Below are 19,908 nucleotides of genomic sequence, written 5' to 3' on the forward strand. Positions count from 1 at the left end.
TGATATCTCCAACCGGTGGCGCTGGCGGCGGCACCTGTGTGCATGACGCGCTGCCGGCTGAAGAATTTCCGTTATCGGTGAGCCGGCCTTCCGGAGGATACTCTCCAAGCCCTACCATTGGCAGTCGCGACCACTCCGGTGCGCGACGTCCGTCCCCGGCGCGCGCAGCTCCGCGCGAGGAGCCACCGATGCGTCTTGCCCCATCCCTCCCGAAGGCTGGCAATGCGCGAGGCGCTGTCATCGTCAGGCCCACCCTGGCGGGTCGCTGGCTGGACGGCGTCGAGCGGCTGGGCAATCGGTGCCCGGATCCGATCCTGTTGTTCCTGATCGCGCTTGCCGTGACGTGGTTGATGTCGTCGCTGCTCGATGGCGTCGACCTCGGCCTCATCGATCCCCGGACCGGTCACCAGCTGCAGATCGCCAATCAACTCACGCTTCGCGCGATGGCGACGTTCCTTGCCGGCATGACGCTGACCTACGTCACATTTCCGCCGCTGGGCATGGTGCTGATCATGGTGCTCGGCGTCGGTCTCGCGGAGCGCTCGGGCCTGCTGGCCGCCGTCCTGCGGGGAGGGCTCGCGATTGCTCCACGCCACCTGTTGACGCCACTGGTCGTGCTTGTCGCGATCCTCTCGCATGTCCTCTCGGACTCGGCGCTCGTCGTCGTCCTGCCGCTCGGCGCGGCGCTGTTCTACGTCGCCGGACGCCATCCCTTGCTCGGGATCGTTGCCACGTTCGCCCCGCTGTCGGGGCTGATGTTCGCCAACGTCCTCACGCAGAGCCTCGACGCGATCCTGGCCGGCTTCACGGAGGGCGGCGCGCGCCTGATCGACCCGGGGTATTCGGCCACGCCGATGAACAACTACTGGCTCATGCTGGCGACCGCCGTGACGACGGTGCCCGCGACGTGGTGGATCGTGGATCGCGTGATCGCGCCGCGTGTGGCGACGATTGCCGTCGACGGGGATCCGGACCTGATGCCGACCGCCCCGCCAATCACGGTTGCCGAACGTCGTGGGCTCTGGGCCGCCGCCGTCGTGGCGTTCGTGGTGGCCGGCGGCCTCGCCGCGGCGGCGTGGCCAGCGCCATCGCCCCTGCGTGCCGCGGACGGATCACTCACGGGTGCGAACTCACCCCTGATGCGCGGCCTCACGCCGTTGCTGCTGCTCCTGACGGCCGCGCCCGCGCTCGTGGATGGCCGCGTCGCGGGCACGATGCGCACGCACCGCGAGGCCATCGAGGGCATGACGGCCACGATGTCCTCGATGAGCTACTACCTGGTGATGGTGTTCTTCGCGGCGCTGTTCACGAAGGCGTTCGCCGATTCGAATCTCGGTGCGGCCATCGCCGTGAAGGGTGCCGACGTGCTGCGTTCCCTCGGGTTACCCGGCGCGGTCACCCTCATGGGCGTGATCCTGCTGACATTCACCCTCGACGTCATTGTGCCGTCTGCGTCGGCCAAGTGGGCAATGCTCGCGCCGATCCTCGTGCCCATGCTGATGGGGGTCGGCCTGTCGCCGCACCTGACGCAGGCAGCATTCCGCATCGGCGACGGGCCGATGAACCTGATGTCGCCGCTGTTCCCGTACTTTCCGCTGGTGCTGGCGTTCTGCCGCCGCTACGTGAAGGCCTGCGGCCTCGGCACGATCATGGCGCTCGTGCTTCCGCTCGGCGTGATGTACCTCGCGCTGCAGACGGTGTTACTGCTCGTGTGGTTCACGTTCGGCCTGCCGCTCGGTGTCGGCGCAGGGTACTCCTATCCCTGACGGAACCGAGTCGAACGCCGAACGCCGAACGCCGAACGCCGAACGACGAACGCCGGTAGGGCCGGCTCTCCGAGCCCGGCCTGTGCGTGGGCCGCGTTCGGAGAACGGGCCCTACCTCCGTTCTCCGTGTCCCGTGCGTAGGCATGAGGCGTTAGGCATTAGGCATTTCGAGTGCCACCCATGTGGTAACGTGGCGCCGCTTCAGGAGCCTGCCCATGTCCGCACCCATTCGTCGTCCACCGCTGTCCTTGCTGCCGCTGGTGCTGGCGGCCACACTGGGAGGGGCTTGTGGCTCTTCCTCGACCGAGGCCTCGGCCTCCTCATCCACCCAGGCGCCTGCGCCCTCCCGAACGGCTGCGATGACACGTTCGTCCTTCGGCACCCTGCCCGGCGGCCAGGCCGTCGAGGCCTTCACGATGACCAACGCGCACGGGATGGAAGTCAAGGCCATCACCCTCGGCGGCATCATCACGTCGCTGAAGGTGCCCGACAAGGCGGGCCAGCTCGGCGACGTCGTCCTCGGGTTCGACACGCTGGAGGGTTACCTGGGCAAGTCACCCTTCTTCGGCACCATCGTCGGCCGCTACGGCAACCGCATCGGCAAGGGGACGTTCACGATCGACGGCACGAAGTACACGCTGCCGATCAACAACGGCGAGAACCACCTGCATGGCGGGCCGCAGGGCTTCGACAAGGCCAATTGGAAGGCCGAGCCCTTCGAGCGCGGTGACAGCGTGGGTGTCGTGTTCACGCACACCAGCCCCGATGGGGACATGGGCTACCCGGGCACCGTGCAGGCGAAGGTCACCTACACGCTGACCAACGACAACACGCTGCGCATCGACTACGAGGCGACCACCGACAAGGCGACACCCATCAACCTCACGCAGCACACGTACTTCAACCTCGCGGGCGCCGGCAACGGCGACGTGCTCGGACACCAGTTGCAGATCGCCGCGGACCGGTACACGCCGGTGGACAAGGGCCTGATCCCCACCGGCGAACTCGCCACCGTGGAGGGCACGCCCTTCGACTTCCGGACCGCGACGGCCATCGGCGCGCGCATCAGCGCCGACCATCCGCAGATCGCGATCGGCGGCGGCTACGACCACAACATGGTGTTCGCGCGGACCGGTACCAGTCTCGAGCGGGTCGCGCGGGTGTACGAGCCGACCACCGGCCGCACGTTGGACGTCGCGACGACGCAGCCGGGCACGCAGTTCTACACCGGCAATTTCCTCGACGGCACGATCACCGGCAAGGGCGGCAAGGTGTATCCGAAGCGATCCGGCTTCTGTCTCGAGACACAGCATTTCCCGGACTCGCCCAACAAGCCGCAGTTCCCGTCGGCGATTCTCCGGCCGGGGCAGACCTACAGGCAGAGCACGGCGTTCACGTTCGGCACTCGTTGACTCGCGCCGAACGTGAACGCCGTGCTCTGAACGCCTAACGCTTAACGCCGGACGGCACGCGAGGATGACCGCCGACCTGAAGGTCGGCGGCGACAGCCTCCATCCGCTACAACCTCCATCCGCTTCGTAGGCGTCGACCTTCAGGTCGACGCACGACGAACTTTCAACTTTCAACTTCAGCGTTCGGCGTTCAGCGTTCTGCGTTCGTCACGGCTGTTTCTTCTCGTTTCCCCACAACCGCCCGCCGCTGCCCATCTGCTTGCGCCATGCGTCGCGCCAGCGGTGGATCTCGCTCGGGCCGATGTTGGGCATCAGCTTGCGGGATTCGCGATCGGGGAAGGTCGGGAACGCCTTGTGCGGCTCGGCCTGGTACCAGTACGCCACGGTGGCAAGGTCGAGCGTGAGGTTGTTGTCGTGACCGTGTTCGATCGACACGCGCAGTGACTTCTGGAAGCGCACCGGGTCGGTCGGGTGGAAGCGGTAGACGTGGGTGCGGCCGAGCCAGCCGGTCTCGCCGTTGACACGCGCGTAGCCGAAGAACGGGTGCTGGTACAGGTTGTTGGGCGACCAGGAGGTATTGAAGTAGTCCTCCGTGCCGGTGCCGTGGAGCGAGCCCGGCCATGGCTCGCCATCGACCTGGAAGAGGTCGTCGCCCTCGCCGTACCACATCGGTGACGGCGAGTGGACGTAGTAGTTCATGCCGACGTAGTGGCCCCGGCCGGTGATGTCGGCGACGAGGAAGTTGCCGGCACCGGTCGTGTTCTTCTGCTCCGGCCCGAGGGTGCTCCACTCGTTCTCGCCGTAGCTCTGCGCCTCGGTGAGCTCGTGGTGGTACCAGGCGTGGAAGTACGGCGTATCGGCGGGAAGCGCGCCGGCCTGGAACTGCTCGTAGTCGACGTAGTAGTAGAAGGCGTCGATCTGCCGGCCGGTGTCGTTCTCGACCTCGATCCGTGCTCGCGATCGGAACGGCATGGGGAAGTAGCTCACCATCGCACGACCCTCCCGCGGACCGGCGGCCAGCGGCAACGACGCCATCGGGTAGCTCTCGTTCCACCCCTGTCCAAAGAACTCGCCAATCGGCGCTTCCACGCTCGGCGTCGTCTCGTCATCCCAATACATGCGCAGGATGATGTCGTGGCGCGACACGGCCGGCGGAGGCGGTGCGATCGTCACCCAGATGTGGGTGATCTGCCCCGCTCCCTTGATGTCGGCCAGCGTCCGGCGCTCGCCCTGGGCGATCTTCTCGAGGCGGTCGTTGTTGCCGCCGCTCTTGTCGAAGCTGCTGATGCGCAGGCTCTTGACGCCCGGCTGGAGCGTCAGCCAGCCCTGCATGAGCGAGCCTGTGGATTGGGAGTCGAGGGTCGGCGCCGCCAGGACGACCAGCCCGCACACCATCAATAGGACTCGACGCATGGGGTGTGGTGTATCGCAAAAGCCACAAAAGGGCAAAGCCGGCCGGCCTATCCAAAGGCATGGTGTTCAGGACGTGGGCTCCAAGCGTTGTGCATAGGAGCCGACCTTCGTCGCCCCGATGCCCAACGCCCTAGCCCTGCCCGTCCCCGTGTCCGATGATGCCGCCCTCGTGGCGAGGATTCGTGCCGATGATCCCGAGGCCGAAGCCGAACTGGCCGCGCGCTTCGGCCCGCGGATGCGCGCGGTCTGCCTGGCGCGGACGCGCCGGCCCGAACTGGCTCGAGACCTCGCGCAGGACGCGATGATCGCCCTGCTGCTGGAGCTGCGCCGCGGCGGGCTGCGCGACCCGGGCGCCCTGCCTGCCTTTGCCGCCGGGATTGCCCGCAACATCGTCCGGTCCGAGCACCGGTCCTCGACGCGGCACGACGTGCAGTCGCTCGACATGGACGTGGTGCAGGCCTCCGACGAGGACGCCGACGTCCGGCGCCTCGACGTCGAGCGGGCGCTCGACCGTCTCCCGGCCGCGGATCAGCAGGTATTGCGCCTGATCCTGGTCGAAGGGTGCAAGCCGGCCGACCTGGCGGTTCGCCTCGGGATCTCCCCGGACGCCGCTCGGACACGCAAGCTCCGGGCGCAACGCCGACTGATGGATGTGTTCGGTTCACCGCCCCCGTCACGTTCTCACGCTTCCCAGCCACCTAGTTTGCGATGAGCGCCTGCACTCGCTACCCGGACGACGAGGTGGTCCTCCAGTACGTGACCGGGGACCTGGATGAGCCAGAACTGGTGGCCTTCGAGGACCACCTGTTCGCCTGCGACCCCTGCCTGGCACGCGTCGAACGCTACCAGGCGGCGCAGCAGGTACTCGGCACGCGCGAGATTGCGTCGGCGCCGGTGGTCGTCGCCAGTGGCGGCGCGCCCAGCGTGATGCCGTCACGCGGCCTCCCCTGGTGGGCACTCGCGATCGCGGCAAGCCTGCTCGTCGGGCTGGCGGTGTCGGCGGTGTACCTGCGTCAGGCGCCACCCGAGCAGGTCCAGGCACAGGTCGCCCTGCCATCGGCGCCAGAGGCGCGTCCTGCCGTCGGGCGCAGTGCCAGCGCGCTCCGCGTCGCGGTGCTCGCGATGGTCACGCCGCCGCCGTACCTCTCGCTCACGACGCGCGGCGACGGCGACTCGCACTTCAGCGCCGCGATGCAGGCCTACAGCCGCGCCGACTGGCCCGTGGCCTCGCGCGAGCTGGCTGCGATCGATACGACAGCAGCCCGCTTCTATCAGGGCATTGCCGACCTCATGCGCGGGGATGGTCCCGCCGCCGTTTCGGCCCTCGACGCGGTCCGCGGCAGCGGCCAGCAGCCCTACGCCCGGGAAAGCCTGTTCTACCTCGGCAAGGCCGCGTTGCAGCGGGGCGACGTCACTGCCGCCCAGGCCTCGTTCGCTGCCGCTCGCGACGCGGGAGCCGGCCCGGCCGGGGAAGCGGCACGGATGCTCGCCTCGTTGTCCGAGCTGCTGCAGTAGCCACGCCAGTCGGCGCGGCCCGCTGGGACAGCGGGCCGCAACCGGTATGGCTCAGGGCGCGCCGACCGCGATGTAACCAGCCCAGAGCAGGGGTGTCGCCGGCAGCGCAACCTTCTGATCGCCGGCCTTCATCGTCACCGTACCGGCGCGCAGGGCCCGCAACTGTTGCAGCTGCGCCGCGCGCAGCGCATCGCTCATGCCGGCCCCCCGGGCCTTGGCGTCGTAGAACCCGTTCATGACCTGCCGCCCCGCCTGATCCGGCACCTCCCAGGTCGTGGCGACGATGGCGCGGGCGCCGGCGGCCAGGAAACTCCTCGTGAAGCCAACCGTGCCCTCGCCCGTGACGCGTCCGAGCGCCGTACCGCACGCGCTCAGCACGACGGTCGCGCCATCGAGTGGCAGCGTCCGTACTTCGTCCTCCGTCAGCAGGCCGTCGTCTGCGGCGCCGCCCTGGCCGCGCGCCAGCAGGAGGTAGGACTGCGCCGTACTTTCCTCGGCGACGCGTGCGTGCGTCGCGACGTGCAGCCAGCCATAGCCGGCGACGGCCTCCCGCAGCGAGCGCTCGGTGGCTGCTCCGCCCACCGAGAGCAGCGCGCCCTGCGTGAACCGACGTGCCACGCGCCGGGCCTCGATGCGCGCGTGGGGCAGCGGCGGGGGCAACTGCAGGCCCGGAACTCGAGGGAGTGGCGCTGGATCCCCGATCACCATGGCACGTGCCGCGGCGGTGCTGGCGGGACGCCGAGCCGCCGCGGCGAGCACCCCGATCGACGGTGCATAGTGCAGGGCGTACCGTTCGATCAGATAGCGTCCACGCGTGTCGAGCAGGGCCGCGAACGGGAGGTGCAGCAGCGGCCCGTGCGGGATGATCGTCAGGCGCGCGCCGGCGCGTGCCGGCAGGTCGGCGGCAAGCGGCGCGATGATGGCGCGGTGGAGCGCACGCCATGCGTGCAGGTCTGCGCCACCGAGCAGCGCGGCATTGATCGCCGCAGGCACGTTACCGGAGCCCGCCGCGAGGCCGACGAGTTGCCGCAGGGCGCGTTCGCTGACCGCCAGGCGATAGCCGCGGACCCGTTCGGCGCTGACGACCCAGGCCAACGTCGAGGCGCGATCGACCCAGTAGACCACTAGCGTCGTGTCGAACTCGCGCGCCAGCGCCTGCATCTCGGCGACCTTGGGCGGCGCGGCACGCCCGGCCGCGGTGTCGTCCTGCATCAGGTCCAGGAGCGCGCGGGCCCGCGCCTGTTCGGCGAGTTCCAGCGCGTTGGCCATCCCGCTTCGCCGCATGGCGATGTCGATCGACACGGCGAACAGCCATTGGTGCAGATCGCCGAAGCCGCGCCGGGCCACGTCGCCAGGCAGCGTGCGGGCGCGCGCGTCCTCGATCATCCTCACGGCCTCGTCGAGGTCGTGCTGCGCGGTGTCGAGGTTGCCGAGGCGCGCGGTAATCATTGCGTGGGCGGCGAGCCAGGAGACGCGATCGTCGAACCCCGGCGTGGGCAGCTCGCGCGCGGCGTCATCGATTGCCGCCAAGGCCTTGTCGTACTGCCCGAGCTCGCGCCACGCATCCGCGATCTGGCGCAGCCGCGTCGCCCGCAGGTACGGGCTCTTCTCCCGCTCGAGGGCCGACTGGAGTTCGCGCAGCGCCGCCGCAGTGTTCCCTGCAAGCAGCAGCGACCCGCCCAGGTTGCCCAGCAGGAACACCTCGTAGCGCTCGAGCGACCTGGCGCGGGCGATGCCGAGCGCACGCCGGTAGAGCCGTTCTGCCGTCGCATGGCGCTCGAGCCTGTCGTAAGTGACCGCTTGCGCGTTGAGGCTTTGCAGCATCGCCGGGATGTCGCCGTTGGCCTCCTGCAGGCGAGCCGCGCGCCGGTAATAGTCGAGTGCCGCGAGCAACTGCCCGTGGGCCCGCTGGACCCGGCCGAGGCTTACGAGCACGCGGCCGGCGTCGCCGCCACCCCGCGGCAGGCCTTCATAGCAGGCGAGCGCAGTCGTGAGTGATTCGTGCGCCTGGACGTAGGCGGCCTTGTTGAAGTAGTGGTCGCCGTCTGCGTGCCACAGGCTGCACGCGGTGGCGAACCGATCGTCAGCACGGAAGTACGGCCTTGCCCGGACGAGTATCGCTTCGTGCTCGGCCATGCCACGGACCGACGCGATCGCCTGGTCGAAGGCCCACAGCGTGGCTTCCCGCGGCAGGTCGAGGGCGATGAGCCCGTCGAGAGCGGCAATGGCGTCGACTTCGGCGCGCTCGGCATTGCCATCGATGGCCCCGACCCGGCTGAGCATCAGCGTCGCCTCGAGATCCCTGCGCCGGAGTCCCCGCGACCGCGCGAATTCCTGCGCCGCCACCAGTTGCGTCCGGGCCTCGGCGAGGCGTTCCTGATCGATGCGCATGTCGCCGAGCAAGCGCATTGTCAGCGCCACCGTATCGTCGTCGCCGGCCTGCGCGGCGTCCTCGCGCAGCGCCGCGGCGAGCGCTTCGGCATCGTCGAACGCGCGTGCCTCGATGCGCTCCAGCAGTTCGTCGAGGCGCGTGGCGAGGGAAGAGGGCGCCTGTGCGGCGACCGTGACGACCGACAGGCACCACACCAGGAGGAGGGACGCGACACGCATCTGGTGTCGACTATAGCTGCAACGAGCCGGCGGTCCGGCTGCCGTATGATGCGGTCCTGCGGAGGCTTGGGCTCATGACTCGCGTCTCGTTCACGTTCGGGGTCCTGTGCATACTGTCGCCCGTCGTTTCCGTCGCGGCACAGCCGACGTCACCATCACCGCGCATCCAGGTACCCCGGCCGGCGCCACCCATGCCGCCGCGCGACACGAGTGCGCGTCCGGTGTCTCCCGTGCCCGAAGTCGGCACGGCGACGCTCAGTGGTCGTGTCGTGGCAGCCGAGACCGGGCTGCCACTACGGCGCGCGACCGTCAGCGCGACGTCGACGCGCGGGCCCGACATACCACCGCGCGGCGCGTTTTTCACGCCGCAGCGACCGATCTCCGCGCGCACGGACGACGACGGGCGGTTCATGATTCGCGAATTGCCCGCAGGCGAGTACGCATTGACCGCGCGACGCTCCGGGTATGTCGATCAGAGCTACGGTCAGGTCACCCAGAACGGCCCCGGGCGACGCGTGAGCGTGGCCGACGGTGCAGCAGTCGGCCCACTGCAGTTCGCACTGGTGCGAGGTGGGGTGATCACCGGGCGTGTTGTCGACGAATCGGGGGAGCCGGCCGAGCGCGTGCAAGTGCGCGCGGTCCGTGCCCAGCGGATCGGCGGCCAGCAGCGGTACCTCGGCGGCCCCGGTGACACCACCGACGACCAGGGGCACTACCGGATGTTCGGGCTCGCGCCTGGCGAGTACCTCGTCATGGCCGAACCGAGCGACCGCAACTTCTTCAGGGGCAGCGAGAACGTCCAGAACGTCGACACGGACACGATCCCGACGTACGGACCAGGGACTGTCAACCCGGCCGAGGCCGTGAAGGTGCAGGTGCAAGCCAACACCGAGGCTGCCATGGACATCCAGTTGGTGGCTTCCAAGGTCGCGACCGTGCGTGGGAAGGTGCTGACCTCCAAGGGAGAGCCGCTCGAGGGTGGCATGGTCCGTCTGCAGTCCCAGGGCGCCGAGGCGATGTCGGGCATGGGCCGCGGCGGCCCGGTGATGGCTGGCGGACTGTATGAAATCGGGGGCGTGCCGCCTGGGGCCTACACGCTCATCGTCGAGCAGATGATGCGCGGCGGACCTGGCGGGCTCGACGACGACGGTCCGATGCCCGAGAGTGCGACCGAGTCGGTGACCGTCGAAGGCGAAGACCTCGTGGTGCCCCTCACCACCAGCCCGGGGTCCACGGCGCGGGGGCGCGTCATCGTCGAGGGCGGCGATCCGGCACTGCTCGCGAACCGCACCCTGCGCGTGACGGCCTTCCCGGCCACGCCCAACATGAGGTTCGGCTCGATGGCCCGGGGCCGCGTGGCGCCCGACCTGTCGTTCACCGTGTCGGGGCTCCGCGGGAATCTCGTGCTCGCCCTGCAGGGCGTGCCCGAGGGCTGGTGGATCAAGGACATTCGTGTCAGTGGGCAGTCGGCCCTCGACGGTTTCGACTTCGGCGCATCGAAGGCCTTCACTGGCGTCGAGCTCGTCGTGAGCGGGCGCGCCACGGGCCTCACCGGCACCGTCACCATGCCGACCGGGACCACGGCGAACGACTACGCCGTCGTCGTCTTTCCGGAGGACGAGGACAAGTGGGAACGGGGACCTGCCAGCGGCGTTCGCATCACCAGACCGGGCCTCGATGGCGCGTACAAGCTCCAGGGGCTGCGGCCGGGACACTACTACGTGCTCGCGGTGCCCGCGGTGCAGGCGGACTACCAGGTGCTCAGCGAGCCCGATCAGTTGCGCTTGCTGACGGGAAGGGCCCGGACCGCCGAGGTCAAGGACGGCGAGCTGGTGCCGCTGACACTGACGCTCGTCGAGCGATGAGCCGATTCGGACACGTCTTGCACATTCCCGGGCAGGAGACCTGAACACTCGTCTCCGGGGAGCCGCATTCATGTCCGTCACCACTGTTCCTGCACCGGCAGGCACTCACGCCCGCCAGAACGCCAGTCCCCTTGCCGCTGTCGAGAAGCGGCTGCTCGTGTGGATCGCACAGCGCCTGCCTCGCGCCATCGGATCGGACCATCTCACGTTGCTGGGCCTGCTCTCGATGCTCGGCGTCGGCCTGGCCTTCGCCGCGTCGTCGCGCGATTCGCGTCTCTTGTACCTCGTACCGGTCCTGCTCGCCCTGAACTGGTTTGGCGACAGCCTCGACGGGACGGTGGCGCGAGTCCGCAACCGGCAGCGTCCCCGCTATGGCTACTACGTCGATCACGTCGTCGACATCGTCGGGGCCGTGGCGCTGTTTTCCGGGCTCGCACTGTCAGGAGGCATGGCACCGCTGCTGGCGATGGCGCTGCTCGTGGCCTACCTCGCCGCGATGGCGGAGGTGTTCCTGGCGACCCACGTGACGCGCGTGTTCCGGCTCGCGTCGTTCGGATTCGGTCCGACAGAGCTGCGCATCGTCCTGGCGGCGGGAGCGCTTGCGCTGGTCGGGCGGCCGACCGTGGGCGTGCCAGGGGTCGGCCGGGTGGCGTTGTTCGACCTGGGTGGCTTCATCGCCACAGCCGGCATCGTCTGCGCCTTCATGTTCTCGGCGGTGCGGACCGCACTCGCGCTCGCACGAGAAGAGCGGATCGCGCCGTGAGTTCCGAACGAGTCTTTCGCTTCGTCACCGTCGGTGCCTCGGGTTTCGTCGTGCAGATGGCTGTGGGCGCGGCGCTGCTGGCCGCGGGGTTGGCGCCGGTCCTCTCGACCCTGCTGGCCATCGAGGCAGCCATCGTGAACAACCATGCCTGGCACCGCCGCTGGGCCTGGCGCGATCGTGCCCGGAGCCAGCCATGGCCACTCACGTTGATCCGTGCACATGCCGGGAGCGGCATGACGTCGCTCGTCGTGGGGATGGGCACGGTGGTCGCGCTGTCGGGACACGTGCCCGCCCTGGCCGCGCAGGTGATCGCCGTGGCGCTCTGCGCGATCGTCAACTACGCGTTGGCCGATCGGTGGGTGTTCGCGGGTGGCGCGGGCGTCGGCGTGCACATCGCCGTCCTTGCGGTCTGGTTCGCGACGCCCTCCGTGGCCTCTGCCTCCGGACCGTCACCGCAGGCGCTCCTGTCATGGGACCGTTACCTCGTGTCGCTCGAGCGTGCGCGCGCGGCGGACCTCGCGCGCGACGTGCCGTCCTGGGCTACCGATGACGACCCGCACGGCGCGCGAGTACTCGCGGCGCTGACGCGTGGTGAACTCGAGATCTCGCACCGCGAACTGCACAACGTTGCCGTCGACGACGCCACGCTCGAGCACTGGCAGGGCAGCGTCCTTGTGAAGGGCGTGTCGATCGACAGGGTCGTCGATCGTTTGCGGCACCCGGAGCGCTTTTCGCAGCCGCGAGATGTGTTGAGCCTGAAGGTCAGCAACTGGAGCGAGGCCGGACACGACCTCTTCCTGCGCCTCACTCGCTCGATGCTGATCACGGCAACCTACGACACCTGGTACCGCGTCCGGCATCAGGTCCAGGGCCCGACACGGATCGACAGCGTCGCCGTCGCGACGCGGATCGAGGAGGTCTCCGATCCCGGCACTCCCAGGGAGAAGCGCGTCCCCGTGGACGACAGCCGCGGCTTCCTCTGGCGCATGCAGACGCTCTGGCGATTCTCGGTGGTGCCCCAAGGGGTCGTGGTGACATGCGAGTCCATCACCCTGAGTCGCCCGGTGCCGCTCGGGCTCGGCCTCGTCTCGCGACCGATCGTCACGCGTGTCGCGCGGGAGTCGATGACGACCGCGGTTCGCGCGTGGCAGGGAGGGTGGAAGTAGGAATGCCTGATGCCTCATGCCTCACGCCTGACGCTTAACGGCTAACGCTTACCGTTCCAGCCTCCAGCCTCCAGCCTCCAGCCTCCAGCCTCCAGCCTCCAGCCTCCAGCCTCCGGCCTACGGCCTACGGCTTGCGTCTCACGTCTCATGTCTCAAGCCTGAGACCTGAGACCTAAGACACTGAGACCTGAGACCTAAGACCTAAGACCTGAGACCTAAGAGACCTGAGCCCTGAGCCCTGAGACCGATCTTCAGAGGAGCCGTCCGCCGAACTGTCCGACCCACACGGCGGCGAGTCCGGCGACGACGCTGAAGGCGATGTTGACCAGCGCCGCCGGGAATTCTCCACGGTGGAGCATCGCCAGCGTCTCGTTCTCGAAGGTGGAGAACGTGGTGAACGCGCCGAGCACTCCGACCGCCCCGAAGGCGCGCCACGTCGGGTTCAGGTGGGGCCTCGATTCGAGGGCACCCGAGAGCAGGCCCAGGATCAGGCAGCCGACCAGGTTCACGGCGATCGTCCCCCACGGCAGCGTCGACGGCCAGCGTGAGTGGATGGCTGTCGACATCATCGCGCGCGCGACGGCGCCCAGCGCGCCGCCGACCGCCACGAGCCACAAGGAGCGCATGGGCAGCCATCATACCCGGCCGTGTTACGCTCGGGCAGGGTGGGTGCCGTGCCAGCGGGTCCCCTCCAGGAGCCCGGTCCCATGCGTCGTATCCTCGTTGCCGCCGCGGCAGTCGTCGCCGCTTTCTCAGCGCTGCTGCCAACAGCCGGCGCGCAGAATCTCGCCAACTGCAGTACCGCGAGCCAGAACCGCTACGTCCTCGACGTGATGCGGGACATCTACTACTGGGACACCGAGCTGCCGGCCACCGTGAACACCAGCGGCTATGCCTCGCCGGAGGCATTGCTCGAAGCCGTCCGCTACCGGCCGCTCGACGAGCACTTCAGCTACATCGGCGCGCGTGCGACCGAAGAAGCGTTCTACTCGGACAGCCAGTTCGTCGGCTTCGGCTTCGCCAACAGCTACGACGGGCAGGGCCTGCGCATCCTCCAGATATTCCCGGACAGCCCCGCGGCCGAGACCGGCATGCAGCGTGGCGATCGCATCACCACCATCAACGGCCAGAGTGTCGTCACGCTCGTCGCCGCCGGTACGATCGGCACCGCGCTTGGACCCTCGCAGGAGGGATACAGCATCCGCTTCCGATACGAGCGAGCCGATGGCAGCGCCACGGATGCGTCGATGGCCAAGCGCGCGGTGACGATTCCGACGGTGTCGGTCCTGAACGTGTACGAGGTCGACGGCAGGAAGATCGGGTACCTCTTCTTCCGTAATTTCGTGACGCCGTCCCGCCAGGCGCTCGACGATGCCTTCAACGCGCTGCGTGACGTGGGTGCGACCGAGCTGGTGCTCGACCTGCGCTACAACGGCGGGGGACTCGTGTCGATCGCCCAGCACCTCGCCAGCCTGATCGGCGGGACCCGCACCGAGGGCCAGGTCTTCGCCGAGTACTTCCACAACTCGCGCAATGCCTTCCGCAACGAAGTGACCCGGTTCGAGCACAAGGACAACACGTTGTCGCTGCAGCGTCTCGTCGTGGTCACGACCGGCGGCTCGGCATCGGCGAGCGAACTCGTGATCAACGCGCTGCGGCCATTCATCCCGGTGACGACGGTGGGCGAGACGACGTACGGCAAGCCCGTCGGTCAGTACGGCATCACGTTCTGCGACAAGGTGCTGTATCCGGTCGCGTTCACGCTGCGCAACGCGCTTGGACAGGGTGACTACTTCAGCGGCATCGCCGCCGATTGCCCTGCCGGCGACGACGCGGATCACCAGCTCGGCGATCCGGCGGAGGCCTCGCTCGCAGAGGCGCTGACGGTGGTCCGTACCGGCCGGTGCTCGGCGCCACCGGTCAGTGCAGCGCCGCAGCGACGGCGCGAGAGCACGAAGCTGGACACACTGCCGCCGAGCCGTGGGCTCGAACAACTGATCGGCGCTCACTAGTCGCGGAGAACGCCGGACGCCAGCCGTCGTGATGCGTTCGACGGCTACGCATGGGACAGGGGGCGACACGGTCAGACGAAGAGGGTAGGGCCCGCTCCCCGAGCGCGTCCCTGCATGGCCAGGCTATGCGGCCGACTCATCGTCGGTCGGCGGCGGGTCCGCGCTTTCGCCCACGCCGGCCTCCGCCGCGGCGCTCGACGCTTTCGCTGCCTTGGTGGCGAGCTTCCAGTCGGCGTCGAACACCGCGAGCATCCCCCGGACCGCCGCCCGCTCCGTGATCAGCACCCCGATTTCACGCCGCTTGTCGAGTTCCAGCGTCCGCAGGCTCTGGCTGCCGAGGAAGGCACGCGCGCCATCGCGGATGATCGCGCGGACGTGTAGCCGATGCGTGGGACAGCGGAGCGCCGGGACCCCAAGGCGCGACGAGGCCTTGCCGATGATCCGCACGTCGACGCCGGCGCGCACCCGATCGGCGAGCACGCGCACCATCCGCGGATCGGAGATCTCGGGGTCGTAGATGCACAACTGGCGCTTCGCACCGGCGAGGAAGTCGTTCAGCCGTGGGCGTGACGTCTCGGGGCTGACCACCAGCCGACCGGAGGACGCCGGCACGTACGCTTGGCGGTCACAATCGGCCTGGAACAGGCGCTGGGCTTCCTTCACGAGCCGTGGCGAGGTGGTGATGGCGCCGAAGCTGCGGCTCCGGTCGATGTCGAGCCAGGTGAAGTTGAACCCGTTGACGTGCAACTGCCGGCCGTCGATCACCAGCATCTTGCCGTGGTACCGGAGCCAGTCCTCGTCAGATCGTGACACCGTGACACCGCCGGCGAGCAGGCGCAATTCGAGCTTGCGCAGCTGCTTCTCGCCGCCCTTGTTGGTGTGGGCAATCAGGGCGCGCACGGCGACGCCTCGCGTCACTGCGGTCTCGAGGGCGAGGGCGACGTCCTTCAGGTCGAGGCGGAATATGACAACCTCGATGCTGCGCCGCGCGCGGGCGATGGCCGACAGGACCGGCTCGACGCCGTGATCGGGTTGAACGATGAGTTTCATGATGGTGATTACTTGTCCTTGACGTGCTCGATGGCGACGTCGGCCGATCGTTTCGGGTCCATGCCGACGATACGCTCGGACAGGCCGTCAGTCGGCCGGTCCACCGGCCACTGCACTTCGTACTGGAGCTCTTCGGGAGACATCGCCTTGATCTCGAAACTGGTCGCCTCGCGCCGCAGCACGCGCTCCAGCCGTGGCTTCATGACGACCGGGTCGGTGGCCTTCACCGTAATCACCAATTCGCGCGTCGCGGCCGGTTCGAACGACTCGATCACCGCCAGGAGCACCACCAGGAACACCGTGCCGACGATCGCCAGCGGCCATTGACCGACCCCGGTCGCCAAGCCAATCGCGAGCGTCGACAGCATCACGCCGGCGTCCTTCGGGTCGTTCACCTTGGCGCGGTACCGCACCAGGCCCGCGGCACCGACAATGCCGAAGGCGCGCGCGAGGCTGGTGCCGACGACCAGCATCACGAGCACGCCGACCACGGCAAGGATGATCTGCGAATGAATGACCGCCAGATCACGTGGCGGGGTACCGCGCCGCCGCGGTCGTAGCGCCAGGATCGACGCGAGCAAGGCCGCCAGCGGCAGCCGCCACAGCGCGCGCAACGCCTCCTCCCAGGTGGCAGGGGGCTCGGCGGGCACGGGGGCGGCCCCGGGGAATGCCTGGGCGGCGACGGGCACCGTCATCACGCCGAGCGCCAGGAACACCAATGCGATCGCCACGAACCGTTCTCGCCGGCTCATCGCTCGGCCCTCGTCACGTCGCAGCGGCGCGAGGCGATCTCTGCCGCTTTCTTGCGGAAGGCGGCCACCCAGCGCTCCACGGTTTCGGACTCGTGCCCTGTCGCCGCCGCCCGCACGGGGAAGCGCGCCACGTCGAACACGTCGCGCAGCTGCGCATCCGAGAGGCGCTGAAGCAACCTGGCGAGCAACTGGCGCCCCTCCTCGGAGATCTCCGGATCCTTGAGCGTGCCCGTGAAGGTCATGCCCGCGTTGGCGCGACACCCTGTCGTGCCGTTCCAGACCGGTGCTTCCAGCCATGCGTCGAGATTCACGCTGCCCGGCGTATCGCGGTTCATCAGGTTGACCTTCCCGAAGGTCTTGCCGAGGTCGGAGATGTAGGCGATGGGGCGCCGGCACCCGGACGTCGACCAGCTGTCTGCCTCGCAGACGAGCTGCTGTTGCTCGCGCTTGCTGTCGGTGTGCTGCAGCATCGCCGCCAGCAGCTTCAGGGCATCACGCTGCGCGCGTGTGCTGAGTGCTCCCGTCGGCGCCAGCGTGTCGAGTTCGGGCCACGACCAGCCCTCGCCCCCGTCGTCGGCGAGTGTGCGCCCCCTGACCTTGCGCTCGATCGTCGCCGGGTCGAACAGCCGCGCATCGCCGTCGGGCGTGCCTCCCTCGCACCCATGGCAGCGCACGCGCACCGGGTACATCGCGTCGGCGGTGAACCCGAGCGCCCAGAGGATGCGCGACGCCGCCACCTCGGCGTAGACCTCGCCGTTGTCGCGCCCGTACTTGACCTTGACGTCCCTGCCGCCCGGCAGTCGGCACGTGAACTTCGGGGTGCTGCCGCTCATGTCCCGGTCGACACGCGTGCACTCCACGAGCGCGCCCGGGGCGAACGCCCCGTCCCCACGTGGGCCGCGCCGCACGTCGAGCGATGCGGTCGGCGTCTCGGTCCAGACCCGCGCCCGAGCCAGGGCGTCGTTCCTTGCCGCGGACGTTGTCACGATGTCCGGTCGCGACGTCCGCGCCGCGCAGCCGGCGCCCAACAGCAATAACAGCACCGCGGTATTGATGCGTCTCAATGCAGCGGCGCGGACCACGTGAATGAGAACACTACGTGCAGGCACGCCCCTCGGCCGGGCAGATGTAGCTGGCAGCGCCATGACTCCTCAAGCCCTGCAATGGACGTGCCCGGAGGCCGCAGAAGCGGGCCGTCAGCGTGGCAGTTGCCGGACGCGCAGCACGTCGGCGATGATCCGCGCCTTCGCCCCGGGATCGGCCGTGTGGCACCACGTGACCCGGCGTCCTTCGGTACTGCTCGCAATCAGCAGGCGAGGCCCGTGCGGCTGCGGCGTCGCGACCGACGCCACAGCGGCCTCGCATCGGACGTCACCCGGGTGGGCCGCCACATCCACCGCGAGCATGGCCGGCACGGCGAACGCTGTCGCGTCGTCCACGCCGCGGACCGCCTGTAGCCAGGCGCGCGCCGGCGGCGTGATCAGCTTGATCGGTCCGTGTCCCTCGTCGAGACGGTCCAGGTCCGCTGCGTCAAGACCGATACCGGTGGCGAGGCTCGGCGACACCACCGTGAGGGCCACCGGGCTGTCGAGCAGCACCTGCAGGCTGGGGGCGTCGGCCTCGACGTTGGCGTCCCTCGCACTGATACCGGCGCCGCCGGGCGTCGTCGCCAGGTAGGGCCCGCTCTCCGAGCGCGGCCCGGGCGGGTTGGAGTCCACCGACGTGCCCGCGACAAGAATCACGCGCTGGATGCGACTGGCCATCGCCGGATGCCGAAGGAGCACCGAGGCGACCGTCGTCATCGGGCCGGTGGCCACAATGGTCAGTGGTTCCTTTCCCAACGCCTCCTGGAGCAACTCGGTGGCTTCGGTCGGCGCCGCGCGTTCGTCGGGCGCCGAGGCGCCGCGCCACGCTCGAAGCAGTCCGCTGTCCAGGCGCTTCAGCAGTTCCTGGGCCGCGGGGAGGCCGCGCTCGAGCGGGACGTTGCCGAAGGTGACCGACACGCCGCGCACTCCCAGCCTACCGGAGCCGTAGGCTTGCAGCAGCGCGAGTGCATCGCCGGGGTTGCGTGGCGGATCGCCGATCGCCGGACTGATGTCGAGCCAGGTGGCAATGCGGCCGTCGTCAGGCGGTGCGTCGCTACTCCGGCAGGCCGCGGCGGTCACGATCATCCAGGTCGCGACGGCGAGATGGATCAACCGGGCCCTGAGACCTGAGACCTGAGACCTGAGCCTCGAGATCAGAGCGGCAACTCCACGGTCGTGCCACCGCGCAGGAGGCGGGCTGCGTAATCGAGTTCGGCCTCGAGCCGATGGGGTGCGGGGACACCGGGCACCGGATCCGCCCCGAGCCGCCCGCGGATGATCTCGAGCCCGACGCAGGCGCTGACGTCGGCAACGTCGACCGGCGCGGCCCGACGATACTGCTGCAACACCGAAGAGATCAGCGCGTGCGGCTGATCGGCGAGCAGCAGGTGCGCGACGAAGAAGCCGATGTCGAGGGCGGCCGGTCCGGCCGTGGCGTGGCCGGGCGCGAGTACCCGCAGGCCCCGCGGCGACGGCATCCAGCGCGCCGGACGGAAATCTCCATGCAGCAGCGTGCCGCGGCCTTCCAGGAAACGCCCGCCAAGATCGCGCATCGTCGCGCGGACGTGCAGGTCGGTGCGAATGGCATCGACCTGTCGCTCCAGGCGCGGCACGCGCGTCGTCAGCGATTCGACCCGCCTCGCCGAGAACGGCTGCTCGAAACGCTCGGCGTGACGCGCCAGGCGGACGCTGTCGCTGCGAAGCGCACCGAGTCCGTCCTCGCTGCCCGGGACGCCGTGCAGGGCCACGAGGTACGCCGTGAGGTCGTCGATCTCGGGCTGCAGCAATCGGCGACCGCTGTAGAGGTCGATCAACGGGCGCGACGGGCCGAGGTCCTCGAGCGCGATCACATGGTCGGTGCGGTCCACGCCCAGGCATGTGGGCATGCGCTCGGCAACGGCCGGCCACGTCTGCACCAGGCCGTAGAACTCGCCTTCGACGGCCAGCCGCTCTGCCGGGGACACGATGTAGAGGGCATCGTCGTGCCGGACGGCGCCCGGCTGGCGAAGGATGCGGGTCGTCCCGGCATCGGTGGTGACGCGGACGGTGGTGGCCGTGCGGCCGCCGCCCAGCCTGGCGCATTCGATCACCCTGGACGTGCCGGCAATCCAGCCGCGGACGTGCAGGAACTCCGTGAGGGACTCGGGGGAAACCGTCGCGACGTGCACCGGAGCGCAGTATGGCAGCAACCGCGGGAGTATACTGGTGTCAGGATACCCACCGGGGGTATCTGATTCCGTTGGCCGGGCTCGGAGAGCCGGCCCTGCCACAGGGAGGTCCGAATGCCACTCAAGTCGCTCGAGATCGTCGGCATGTCCTGCGGCCACTGCGTGAAGGCGGTCACGATGGCGCTCCAGGACCTGCCGGGCGTGGACGTGAAGGACGTCAAGGTCGGCCAGGCATTGATCGACGCGGACGACCACGTCGTCACGACCGCCGAACTCACGGCAGCCATCGAGGAGGCCGGCTTCACCCTCGCGTCGGTGCGTGCGGCCTGAG

17 protein-coding genes are annotated in these 19,908 nt (G+C 69.1%); 9 read left to right on the top strand and 8 right to left on the bottom strand.

All coding sequences use genetic code 11. The features are described from left to right. The first annotated feature begins 188 nt into the window (after positions 1 to 188). Positions 189 to 1,766: an AbgT family transporter gene (locus tag LuPra_RS05900; RefSeq protein ID WP_110169886.1), complete on the top strand. Its 1,578-nt coding sequence runs from the start codon at positions 189 to 191 to the stop codon at positions 1,764 to 1,766. Between the two features lie 359 nt (positions 1,767 to 2,125). After that, the gene (locus LuPra_RS05905) at positions 2,126 to 3,178 is read left to right on the top strand and encodes an aldose epimerase family protein (RefSeq protein ID WP_110169887.1); all 1,053 of its coding nucleotides are present in this window, start codon (positions 2,126 to 2,128) and stop codon (positions 3,176 to 3,178) included. 207 nt (positions 3,179 to 3,385) lie between these two features. On the opposite strand, the gene LuPra_RS05910 is transcribed toward LuPra_RS05905, so the two are convergent. Next, positions 3,386 to 4,591, bottom strand: coding sequence for a glycoside hydrolase family 172 protein (locus tag LuPra_RS05910; protein ID WP_110169888.1), 1,206 nt, complete (start codon positions 4,589 to 4,591; stop codon positions 3,386 to 3,388). 118 nt (positions 4,592 to 4,709) lie between these two features. Here LuPra_RS05910 and LuPra_RS05915 point away from each other — a divergent pair, with 118 nt between their 5' ends. Both LuPra_RS05915 and LuPra_RS05920 read left to right on the top strand, forming a co-directional pair. After that, positions 4,710 to 5,303, top strand: coding sequence for an RNA polymerase sigma factor (locus tag LuPra_RS05915; protein WP_110169889.1), 594 nt, complete (start codon positions 4,710 to 4,712; stop codon positions 5,301 to 5,303). Continuing rightward, positions 5,300 to 6,106, top strand: coding sequence for an anti-sigma factor (locus tag LuPra_RS05920; protein WP_110169890.1), 807 nt, complete (start codon positions 5,300 to 5,302; stop codon positions 6,104 to 6,106). The genes LuPra_RS05915 and LuPra_RS05920 overlap by 4 nt, the downstream gene beginning before the upstream one ends. Positions 6,107 to 6,157: 51 nt before the next feature. Here LuPra_RS05920 and LuPra_RS05925 read toward each other — a convergent pair whose 3' ends face one another. Next, positions 6,158 to 8,716, bottom strand: coding sequence for a CHAT domain-containing protein (locus tag LuPra_RS05925; protein ID WP_110169891.1), 2,559 nt, complete (start codon positions 8,714 to 8,716; stop codon positions 6,158 to 6,160). Between the two features lie 74 nt (positions 8,717 to 8,790). On the opposite strand from LuPra_RS05925, the gene LuPra_RS05930 reads away from it, so the two are divergent. The 3 genes from LuPra_RS05930 to LuPra_RS05940 all read left to right on the top strand — a co-directional run bounded on the left by LuPra_RS05930 (position 8,791) and on the right by LuPra_RS05940 (position 12,510). Next, positions 8,791 to 10,581, top strand: a complete 1,791-nt coding sequence (locus LuPra_RS05930; protein ID WP_110169892.1) for a carboxypeptidase-like regulatory domain-containing protein — start codon at positions 8,791 to 8,793, stop codon at positions 10,579 to 10,581. Between the two features lie 70 nt (positions 10,582 to 10,651). Then, on the top strand, positions 10,652 to 11,344 hold the full coding sequence (locus LuPra_RS05935; protein ID WP_110169893.1) for a CDP-alcohol phosphatidyltransferase family protein: 693 nt from the start codon (positions 10,652 to 10,654) through the stop codon (positions 11,342 to 11,344). Further along, entirely contained in the window at positions 11,341 to 12,510 is a 1,170-nt protein-coding gene (locus LuPra_RS05940) for a GtrA family protein (RefSeq protein WP_110169894.1), read from the top strand. The genes LuPra_RS05935 and LuPra_RS05940 overlap by 4 nt, the downstream gene beginning before the upstream one ends. A gap of 251 nt (positions 12,511 to 12,761) precedes the next feature. Here LuPra_RS05940 and crcB read toward each other — a convergent pair whose 3' ends face one another. After that, positions 12,762 to 13,136 (bottom strand): fluoride efflux transporter CrcB, encoded by a 375-nt coding sequence (crcB, locus tag LuPra_RS05945; RefSeq protein ID WP_110169895.1) that lies wholly within the window; start codon positions 13,134 to 13,136, stop codon positions 12,762 to 12,764. An 81-nt stretch (positions 13,137 to 13,217) separates the two neighbouring features. Between crcB and LuPra_RS05950 the strand changes: the two genes are divergently transcribed. Beyond that, a complete protein-coding gene (locus tag LuPra_RS05950; protein WP_110169896.1) occupies positions 13,218 to 14,522 on the top strand; it encodes a S41 family peptidase in 1,305 nt (434 codons plus the stop codon). 123 nt (positions 14,523 to 14,645) lie between these two features. Here the strand turns inward: LuPra_RS05950 and LuPra_RS05955 are convergent, their stop codons facing one another. The 5 genes from LuPra_RS05955 to LuPra_RS31630 all read right to left on the bottom strand — a co-directional run bounded on the left by LuPra_RS05955 (position 14,646) and on the right by LuPra_RS31630 (position 19,577). Beyond that, a complete protein-coding gene (locus LuPra_RS05955; RefSeq protein WP_110169897.1) occupies positions 14,646 to 15,572 on the bottom strand; it encodes a phospholipase D-like domain-containing protein in 927 nt (308 codons plus the stop codon). A gap of 8 nt (positions 15,573 to 15,580) precedes the next feature. Beyond that, positions 15,581 to 16,324: a DUF4956 domain-containing protein gene (locus tag LuPra_RS05960; protein WP_157898788.1), complete on the bottom strand. Its 744-nt coding sequence runs from the start codon at positions 16,322 to 16,324 to the stop codon at positions 15,581 to 15,583. Beyond that, complete coding sequence (locus tag LuPra_RS31620; RefSeq protein ID WP_157898789.1) at positions 16,321 to 17,406, bottom strand: hypothetical protein; 1,086 nt, start codon at positions 17,404 to 17,406, stop codon at positions 16,321 to 16,323. Before LuPra_RS31620 ends, LuPra_RS05960 begins: the two co-directional genes overlap by 4 nt. A 114-nt stretch (positions 17,407 to 17,520) precedes the next feature. Then, a complete protein-coding gene (locus LuPra_RS31625; RefSeq protein WP_157898790.1) occupies positions 17,521 to 18,522 on the bottom strand; it encodes a nucleoside hydrolase in 1,002 nt (333 codons plus the stop codon). Positions 18,523 to 18,563: 41 nt separating this feature from the next. Beyond that, positions 18,564 to 19,577: a protein kinase family protein gene (locus LuPra_RS31630; RefSeq protein ID WP_157898791.1), complete on the bottom strand. Its 1,014-nt coding sequence runs from the start codon at positions 19,575 to 19,577 to the stop codon at positions 18,564 to 18,566. 114 nt (positions 19,578 to 19,691) lie between these two features. Between LuPra_RS31630 and LuPra_RS05970 the strand changes: the two genes are divergently transcribed. Beyond that, a complete protein-coding gene (locus LuPra_RS05970) occupies positions 19,692 to 19,907 on the top strand; it encodes a heavy-metal-associated domain-containing protein (protein ID WP_110169899.1) in 216 nt (71 codons plus the stop codon). Position 19,908 lies beyond the last annotated feature (1 nt).

Source organism: Luteitalea pratensis (assembly GCF_001618865.1).
Classification (GTDB): Bacteria; Acidobacteriota; Vicinamibacteria; order Vicinamibacterales; family Vicinamibacteraceae; genus Luteitalea; species Luteitalea pratensis.

What these genes read in the sequence shown, in the direction of transcription:
- LuPra_RS05930 (WP_110169892.1), top strand. Translation starts at nt 8,791, where the DNA reads ATGACTCGCGTCTCGTTCACGTTCGGGGTCCTGTGCATACTGTCGCCC.
- LuPra_RS05915 (WP_110169889.1), top strand. Translation starts at nt 4,710, where the DNA reads ATGCCCAACGCCCTAGCCCTGCCCGTCCCCGTGTCCGATGATGCCGCC.
- LuPra_RS05950 (WP_110169896.1), top strand. Translation starts at nt 13,218, where the DNA reads ATGCGTCGTATCCTCGTTGCCGCCGCGGCAGTCGTCGCCGCTTTCTCA.
- LuPra_RS05960 (WP_157898788.1), bottom strand. Translation starts at nt 16,324, where the DNA reads ATGAGCCGGCGAGAACGGTTCGTGGCGATCGCATTGGTGTTCCTGGCG.
- LuPra_RS05955 (WP_110169897.1), bottom strand. Translation starts at nt 15,572, where the DNA reads ATGAAACTCATCGTTCAACCCGATCACGGCGTCGAGCCGGTCCTGTCG.
- LuPra_RS05935 (WP_110169893.1), top strand. Translation starts at nt 10,652, where the DNA reads ATGTCCGTCACCACTGTTCCTGCACCGGCAGGCACTCACGCCCGCCAG.
- LuPra_RS05925 (WP_110169891.1), bottom strand. Translation starts at nt 8,716, where the DNA reads ATGCGTGTCGCGTCCCTCCTCCTGGTGTGGTGCCTGTCGGTCGTCACG.
- LuPra_RS05970 (WP_110169899.1), top strand. Translation starts at nt 19,692, where the DNA reads ATGCCACTCAAGTCGCTCGAGATCGTCGGCATGTCCTGCGGCCACTGC.
- LuPra_RS05910 (WP_110169888.1), bottom strand. Translation starts at nt 4,591, where the DNA reads ATGCGTCGAGTCCTATTGATGGTGTGCGGGCTGGTCGTCCTGGCGGCG.
- LuPra_RS05905 (WP_110169887.1), top strand. Translation starts at nt 2,126, where the DNA reads ATGACACGTTCGTCCTTCGGCACCCTGCCCGGCGGCCAGGCCGTCGAG.
- LuPra_RS05920 (WP_110169890.1), top strand. Translation starts at nt 5,300, where the DNA reads ATGAGCGCCTGCACTCGCTACCCGGACGACGAGGTGGTCCTCCAGTAC.
- LuPra_RS05900 (WP_110169886.1), top strand. Translation starts at nt 189, where the DNA reads ATGCGTCTTGCCCCATCCCTCCCGAAGGCTGGCAATGCGCGAGGCGCT.
- crcB (WP_110169895.1), bottom strand. Translation starts at nt 13,136, where the DNA reads ATGCGCTCCTTGTGGCTCGTGGCGGTCGGCGGCGCGCTGGGCGCCGTC.